The organism is Fibrobacter sp., assembly GCA_017503015.1.
GTDB lineage: Bacteria > Fibrobacterota > Fibrobacteria > Fibrobacterales > Fibrobacteraceae > Fibrobacter.
Genome location: JAFVTX010000064.1, coordinates 20,338 through 27,132 on the forward strand (window position 1 = coordinate 20,338; position 6,795 = coordinate 27,132).

Annotated in this window: 8 protein-coding genes; all 8 read right to left on the bottom strand. The window is 55.9% G+C overall.

Translation table 11 applies throughout. The features are described from left to right. Nucleotides 1-4 precede the first annotated feature (4 nt). The 8 genes from IKB43_11620 to IKB43_11655 all read right to left on the bottom strand — a co-directional run bounded on the left by IKB43_11620 (nucleotide 5) and on the right by IKB43_11655 (nucleotide 6,644). Entirely contained in the window at nucleotides 5-1,183 is a 1,179-nt protein-coding gene (locus IKB43_11620; protein ID MBR2470775.1) for a hypothetical protein, read from the bottom strand. 38 nt (nucleotides 1,184-1,221) lie between these two features. Next, a complete protein-coding gene (locus tag IKB43_11625; protein MBR2470776.1) occupies nucleotides 1,222-1,884 on the bottom strand; it encodes an outer membrane beta-barrel protein in 663 nt (220 codons plus the stop codon). A gap of 121 nt (nucleotides 1,885-2,005) precedes the next feature. Then, nucleotides 2,006-2,935, bottom strand: coding sequence for a quinolinate synthase NadA (gene nadA, locus IKB43_11630; protein MBR2470777.1), 930 nt, complete (start codon nucleotides 2,933-2,935; stop codon nucleotides 2,006-2,008). Nucleotides 2,936-3,172: 237 nt separating this feature from the next. After that, a complete protein-coding gene (locus IKB43_11635; protein MBR2470778.1) occupies nucleotides 3,173-4,003 on the bottom strand; it encodes a metallophosphoesterase in 831 nt (276 codons plus the stop codon). 158 nt (nucleotides 4,004-4,161) lie between these two features. Continuing rightward, a complete protein-coding gene (locus IKB43_11640) occupies nucleotides 4,162-4,887 on the bottom strand; it encodes an rRNA pseudouridine synthase (GenBank protein ID MBR2470779.1) in 726 nt (241 codons plus the stop codon). Further along, a complete protein-coding gene (locus IKB43_11645; protein MBR2470780.1) occupies nucleotides 4,877-5,773 on the bottom strand; it encodes a phosphatase in 897 nt (298 codons plus the stop codon). Before IKB43_11645 ends, IKB43_11640 begins: the two co-directional genes overlap by 11 nt. Beyond that, nucleotides 5,766-6,266, bottom strand: coding sequence for a hypothetical protein (locus IKB43_11650; GenBank protein MBR2470781.1), 501 nt, complete (start codon nucleotides 6,264-6,266; stop codon nucleotides 5,766-5,768). Before IKB43_11650 ends, IKB43_11645 begins: the two co-directional genes overlap by 8 nt. Before the next feature lie 108 nt (nucleotides 6,267-6,374). Further along, the gene (locus IKB43_11655; protein ID MBR2470782.1) at nucleotides 6,375-6,644 is read right to left on the bottom strand and encodes a histone H1-like repetitive region-containing protein; all 270 of its coding nucleotides are present in this window, start codon (nucleotides 6,642-6,644) and stop codon (nucleotides 6,375-6,377) included. Nucleotides 6,645-6,795 lie beyond the last annotated feature (151 nt).

Genomic DNA, 6,795 nt, shown 5'->3' on the forward strand with positions numbered 1-6,795 from the left:
CTAGTTAGTCATCAAATTCTTCAAATTCATCGTCCGCAGCGGTCGCATCACCTGTAGATTCTTCCTCTTCTTCAGGTTCTTCCACGACCTTCTTTTTCTTCTTAGCCTTCTTCTTTTTTGAGGTTTTCGGAGTCTCCTCCACCTCTTCTTCGTCGTTGGAAACGCTGCCTCCCCGCACATAGCCCTTTTCCTTGGCGATTTCGTCGGGAGACTTGTCCTTGCCGAACTGCTGCTTGAAGTAGAGCACGTTGGTGGTGAAGCTGGACTTGCCTGCGTAATCGTAGCCCACCACCGGATGGAACGACGAGCCGAACTGGAAGGCTACGGCCAGGCCGAACTTGAAACCGTCGTTTCCATCTACGGTAATGTTCGGGTCGATAGACTGCCCGTTCCAGCCTTCGGCGTGGCTCACCAGGTGACCGCTGGAGGCCATGCTCCCGCTCTGGTAGCCGAGAGTCAGCATGACTTCTACCATTTCGATGGGCTTGTATCCGATGACCAGGTCAAAGGTAAATGCAGAAATGTCCAGGTCGAGAGTGCCCTCATAGTCTTCGGGCTGGTAGCTGATGCCGCTGGAACTGTAACCCAGCACCAGGCTCACGTCCAAGCCCTGGGCGGGCTTGGGCAGCATGTACTGGAAAAGGTGGCCAAAGCTGTATTGCAGGCCGATACCGATGAGGTTGAATTTCTGGAGTTCGCTTACGGCGGGGAGCCACATGCCGCGAAGCACCAGTCTAGCATGGTAGAAACCTCCGGCCAGCTGCAGGTAGGGGTAGGTGAAAACGCCCAAGTTGTGGAGTGTCTCGTTACCGTAAACGGTGGGGTCGTAGTTCAGGGGGTCGCCGTGGTCTCCAAAGATGGTAGGGACACTTGCTCCGTTTTCCGAGAAGGAGCGGTCGTCACTCCCGATGGGGATAATGGCGAAGGGGAGTCCCGCTTCGAAGGTCATGCTCTGGGGAACCGCAGCGCTCACGTACCAGTTGCTGTTCAGCACGGGGGCGAGGTTGGTGATGATGGGCTTCACATAGCCCGGACGGTTGAATATCCTAGCATCTCCACCAGGGCGATTTTCAAAAGCGGCGATGGACTCGTAGATGGAGGCGTAGCCCTTGTCGTCCATGGCGTGCGCCACAGCCGCCAAGCACAGTCCTGCAACCAGAAATAGCTTGAAAGGCGTTTTCATGGGCCCAAATTTAGATAAATTCAAGCCCCCCGTTTAGCCTAGAACTGGAATTGCAGGGATATGGAGGCCGAAATGAAGGTCTGCCACAGGAACGGATCCAGTTCCTGGTTCTCGCTGTCGTCGGTATAGACGTTCTTGAACCAGTTCCGGTAAAACTTTACGGCCGGAATGATGGCGATTTCGTTGGTGAAATAATACTGCACGTTTGCCATGAGGCCGATTCCGGAACCCATGAATTCCGTGTCTCCCAGGTCTTCGCCGTGGAAGGCACTGTTTTCGGTCTTGACGCTGGTGTACGAGAAACCGGCTCCCAGGCCCACCTGGAAATAGTCAGGCCAGAAAAAGTTGTAGTAGAATTCAAAGCCTAACCGCCAGAAACGGGTACTTTCCTCTGCGGAAATTTTCACCAGTTCCTCTTGCTGTTTCCAGTACTGGAACGCCACGGCCAGGGTGAATTCCCTGATGTTTACGCCCAGGAGGAGCTCCGGGTCGCCCATGAGAGCCATGTCGGGTGGGTAGGTCTTGAACTTGTTCCCGCTGGTGTCCTTGACGCTTACGGGACGTTCATTAAGGTCGCCGATGGTGGCGGTAACGCCCATGCCCGCCCGCACAAAGTAGGAACGGGGCCAGTAGTTCTCTTCGTAAGCGCTTGCCGCGGTGACGGCGACGGTCAGGATAAAAAACAGGATGAACTTTTTCATTGTATGGATTCAGATTACATGCTGGGTCTTGTTCTAGATTCCGGCTCGGAGGCCGGAATGACGTTTAACTAGGCTGGAGGACGTCATGGCGGACTTGATCCGCCATCTAGGCGTTCAAACCTTATTTCCCGGCGTAGTAGAACATGGCGTCGATGCACTTCTTGGCGGCGACACGCACGGACTCGTCCAACTTCACGTGTTTCGCCTTTTCGGGGTGGCGCAGCGTCTCCAGGATGTTTTCCAGGGAATTGCTCTTCATGTACTTGCACATGCTGCAGCTCCCCACGAATTCCTTGTCGGGGAACTCGTATTGCATGCGGGCGTTCAGGCCACATTCCGTGAGCAGCAAGAACTTGGTGCCCTGGGGCTGGTTCTTGATGTAGTCCACCATCTGGCCGGTTGAACCCACGTAGTCGCTCAAGAGGGCCACGCCGGGGTGGCATTCGGGGTGGCTTACCACCTTCAGGCCCGGGTTCTGCTCCCGGAAAAAGGCGATCAGTTCGGAGTCATAGGTCTCGTGAACGTAGCAGCTGCCGGAGTAGAGCACGATTTCCTTGTTGATGCCCCGCTTCTTGAGTTCTTCGGTAAGGTTCTTGCCCATGAGGCCGTCGGGAACGAACACGATCTTGTCGTTTTCCAGGCTGGACACGATTTTCATCACGTTTCCGCTGGTGACGCACACGTCGCAGGCCGCCTTCACGTCGGCGGTAGTGTTGATGTAGCAGACGAAGGTGTGATCCGGATACTTTTTGCGGAGTTCTAGGACCTCGGCACCGGTGATGGAGTCGGCGAGGCTACAGCCCGTAAGGGGGCCGGGAATCAGCACGTCTTTTTCTGGGTTCAGGATCTTGGCGGTTTCGCCCATGAACTGCACGGCAGAAAACACGATGTTTTTTGCAGACACCTGGGTGGCGTCCTGGCTCAGCTTGAAACTGTCGCCGCTGAAGTCGGCAACGCCCAGCACGATTTCGGGAGCGCAGTAGCTGTGGGCGAGAATCACCGCGTCACGCTCCTTTTTGAGCTGGTTGATTTCGTTAATCAGCGGGAGCATCTGCTCGCATTTTTCGCGGGTGTAGGTGCAGAGCACCACGCCGGGCTTGATGGTGCTTAGGCGGTTGTAAAGGTCATCGACTGTCATGGGTCGCTCCGAAAAAAACTTCTGAATAAAAATTAGAAAAAGGGTTTGAGGTATGAGCTCGCACCTGCGGTGCTTTGGGGCCTGAGGTAAGTATAATGTTTCGTCCTTAAGCCTCAGAGGCGCTTTGCGCCGACCTCACACCTCACACCTCTAATATCCAGCCCATTCGGCGCTGATGGAAGGGCTTGCCTTGCGGATGGATTTTTCCTCTTCGGAGTCGTCGGCGGGCGCGATTTCCCCTTGGGCGATTTTCGCCTTGATTTCGTCGAAGGTCTTGGGCGGAACATAGTTCGGGTTGTTGTCGCCCAGCACCTTGCAGGGGGCCCCTTCGGATTCCTTCGCCTTGTCCTTGACGGGGGCGTATTCCCGGGCGGCAGGAACTTCGTAGAACTTGTCTTCTTCGGGGCACCAGGCGGTCAGTTTTTTGCCATAGACACAGCCGGAATCCAGCCCGATGAACCCTGGGCGGTTCACGAATCCCATCTTGGCCCAATGCCCGAACACTACGGTCTTTGGCCAGCTGACCTGCTCGAACCAGGGCCGTTCATTCCACATGCGTATGGAGAGCAGCACCTTCGGGCTCATGTCCTCGAGGCGGGACTTTCCGGGTTCCAGGCCGGCATGGACCAGCAGGGCGTGGGGCGTGTCCCGCCAAAGAGGCCAGTCCTTTACCGTGTCCCGGATAAATGTCCATTGCTCCAGGGAGAGCCTTGCAAAGCGGTTCTTCTGCTTTTCGGTCCACTCCGTCTGCGGGGTGTCCATCATGCGAATCAGGTGCTCTTCGTGGTTCCCTCGGACGGTCAAAATTCCCAAATCCAGCACGGTCCTTAAAGCCCGCATCATGTCGGGGCCCTTGTTGATGATGTCGCCGGTCTGGTACAGGGTGTCCTTGCCCCGCACGAACCCGAAGGCGTCGATAATCCGTTCCAGTTCGTCGGCACAGCCGTGGATGTCACCTATATATAATGTACGTTTGGTCATGTTTAGGGTCTAGGGGATAGGATCTAGGATCTAGGGGCTAGGGGTTTGAGGTGAGATTAGTTATGAGTTTTCAGTTATGAGTTATCAGTCCACAATTTGGCGCCTTCGGCGCGATTATAAAAACTCACCACTCACTACTCACAACTCACAACTCAGGTCTACAGTCCTACCGCTTGTCTAAGTTTGTTCATCTCGTCGGGGGTGAGCTCCCGGTATTCGCCGGCGGGTAAATCGCCGAGCCTAATCTTGCAGTAGCTGATGCGCTTCAGGTCGCGAATCTCGTAGCCCAGGGCCCGCATCATCCGGCGGATTTCGCGGTTCTTGCCTTCGATGAGGGTGAGTTCGGCGTATCCCTTTTCCAGGTAAACGTCGGTGGCAAACGCGATTTCTTCCTTGGCGTCCGGATCTTCTGGGTCCCGGATGTCCACGCCGTCCACCAGCTTCTGGGCGGCACTTTCGCTCAGGGGCTTGGTAGTCCACACGTTGTAGGTCCGGGGAATCTCGTAGCTCGGATGGGTCAGGCGGTGGAGCAGTTCCCCGTCGTCGGTGAACAGCAACAGCCCGCGGCTCTGCAGGTCCAGGCGGCCCACGTATTTCAGCTGCTGGTACCCTGGAGGCAGGTAGTCATAGACGGTCTCGCGCCCCTGGGGGTCGTCCTTGGTGCACACGCATCCGGGGGGCTTGTGGAAAAGGATGGTGGTGGTCCTGCGGGGGAGTTTTGCAGGCTTGCCGTCTACCAGCACAGTGTCGGCGGTCTCGTCCACCTGGTGGCCCAGGTCGCTGATGGTCTCGCCGTTCACCTGCACGCGGCCTTCTTCGATCAGGGCCTCGGCGGCCCGACGGCTGGCAATTCCGCAAAGGGAAATGTACTTGTTAATTCTCATACAGTAGTCCGAAACGGAGTCCCGCGGTGCTTATTCTAAATGTTTCGACCCGGAGTTTTTCCAGCAGGGAGCGGAGCCAGAACAGGCCGCAGATGATGACGTCGCTCCGTCCGTTTTCAAGACCCGGGAGCATGGCCCGGAGTTCCTTGGACAAGTTGGATATGCGGGTAGTGACGGCTTCCAGGTCGGCAATGCTCATTTCCAGGCCTTCGATGGCCTTGTAGTCGAACTGGGAGAGGTTCTTGAACACCATGGCAAGGGCCGTTCCCGTTCCGCCGATAAGGTAAACCGGCTTCTTGGTCATGCCCTTGAACGAAACTTCCTTGAAGGTTTCCTTCACGAACTTCTTGTATTCCGGACCGGGGATGGGCCCCATGGCCTTGAACATCTTGAGGGCTCCTACCGGAATGGAAAAACCGGTGGCACCGTTGGAAATTTCCGTCGATCCGCCGCCGATATCGATGGTCACGATGCCTTCGCCGTGCCATTCCTTCACGGAGCGGTAGGTGAGAGCCGCCTCTTCTTCGCCGGAGATGATTCTCGGACGCATCCAGAGGGCTTTCTCCACAGCGTCCAGGACTTCTTCCTGGTTCTCGGCACGGCGCATGGCCTCCGTCATGGCGGCGGCCTTCAGTTCCACGCCCAGGGCGTGGAGGTCCATGCGGAACTTGGTCATGATTCGGCACAGGTCCTGGATTTTTTCTTCGGAGATGCGGCCGGAATCGTAAATGTCTTCGCCCAGGCGGCAGATTTCCACCTTCTGGAGTTTCGGGACCAGGACTTTGCGGGGCTCGGCGCCTTCCGTTTCGGCGGGTTCAAAGGCGGCGATGAGCAGAATGCAGCTGTGACTCCCGATATCGACGGTGGCGAGCAGTCGTTTATCCATTTTCTGCCTCCGGATTCTCGGGGCGTTGCGGCCTTTGACCACTTAGCGCTTCAGCGCTTATGTGGGCATGGCCACCTTTAGGTGGTGTGTCCCCGCTAGAAGGGGTAGCGGATGCCGCATCGTCGGCAGAAGCGAGGGGAAGGCCTTCCCCTTTGTCGTTTGCACCTTGCGCCTCGGACCTTTCGTCTCCCTTGAGTCCCGCCTTGATCTTCTCGGCGATCTTTGCCGGGTTCAGCAGGAACTCCTTGGCGAATGCGATGGCTTCTTCCACTACGGATTCGGGGTGCTTGCCGCTCCAGCTGGCCACCAGGTCGCCGGATTCGGAACCCAGGGGTTTCTTTTCGCGGATTTCTTGACCCATCTTCAGGGCGAGTAGCAGGCCCAGCTCGAAGGGGCGGGGGCTTTCCTTGTCTTTCAGCAGGTTCTCGACGCGGGTGATCCGCTCGTCCAGGGGGATTTTTTCCAGTTCCGACAGGTCTTTTTCTGAAATCATGACTATAAAATAGAAAATGTCCGCCGATTTTCCGGAGAGGATGGCGGACGGGACAAAAAAGAACGGAGTCCCGTAGGGAACTCCGCTCTGTAAAGGAGAGAAAAAGAATTACTTCTTCTTGGCAGGAGCCTTCTTAGCAGCCGGCTTCTTAGCAGCGACCTTCTTGGCAGCCGGCTTCTTGGCGGCAACCTTCTTGGCAGCGGGCTTCTTAGCGGCAACCTTCTTAGCAGGAGCAGCCTTCTTAGCAGCCGGCTTCTTGGCAGCGGGCTTCTTGGCGGCAGCCTTCTTAGCAGGAGCGGCCTTCTTGGCAGCGGGCTTCTTAGCGGCAACCTTCTTGGCAGCGGGTTTCTTAGCGGCGGGTTTCTTTGTTGTAGCCATTGTTTTTTTTCCTTTTTTTAGGGTTTAACGATTTGATAGCTATAAAATAACTCTTTTTTCACAAATAATCAACACTTTTTTGAAATTTTTTTCTTTTTTTTTCAAAAAGGTATTGACAAGGAAAAAATCTGTCATTATACGCGTGCGACCC

Coding starts and splice junctions, on each gene's coding strand:
- IKB43_11620 (MBR2470775.1), bottom strand. CDS start 1,183: ATGAAAACGCCTTTCAAGCTATTTCTGGTTGCAGGACTGTGCTTGGCG.
- IKB43_11625 (MBR2470776.1), bottom strand. CDS start 1,884: ATGAAAAAGTTCATCCTGTTTTTTATCCTGACCGTCGCCGTCACCGCG.
- nadA (MBR2470777.1), bottom strand. CDS start 2,935: ATGCTCCCGCTGATTAACGAAATCAACCAGCTCAAAAAGGAGCGTGAC.
- IKB43_11635 (MBR2470778.1), bottom strand. CDS start 4,003: ATGACCAAACGTACATTATATATAGGTGACATCCACGGCTGTGCCGAC.
- IKB43_11640 (MBR2470779.1), bottom strand. CDS start 4,887: ATGAGAATTAACAAGTACATTTCCCTTTGCGGAATTGCCAGCCGTCGG.
- IKB43_11645 (MBR2470780.1), bottom strand. CDS start 5,773: ATGGATAAACGACTGCTCGCCACCGTCGATATCGGGAGTCACAGCTGC.
- IKB43_11650 (MBR2470781.1), bottom strand. CDS start 6,266: ATGATTTCAGAAAAAGACCTGTCGGAACTGGAAAAAATCCCCCTGGAC.
- IKB43_11655 (MBR2470782.1), bottom strand. CDS start 6,644: ATGGCTACAACAAAGAAACCCGCCGCTAAGAAACCCGCTGCCAAGAAG.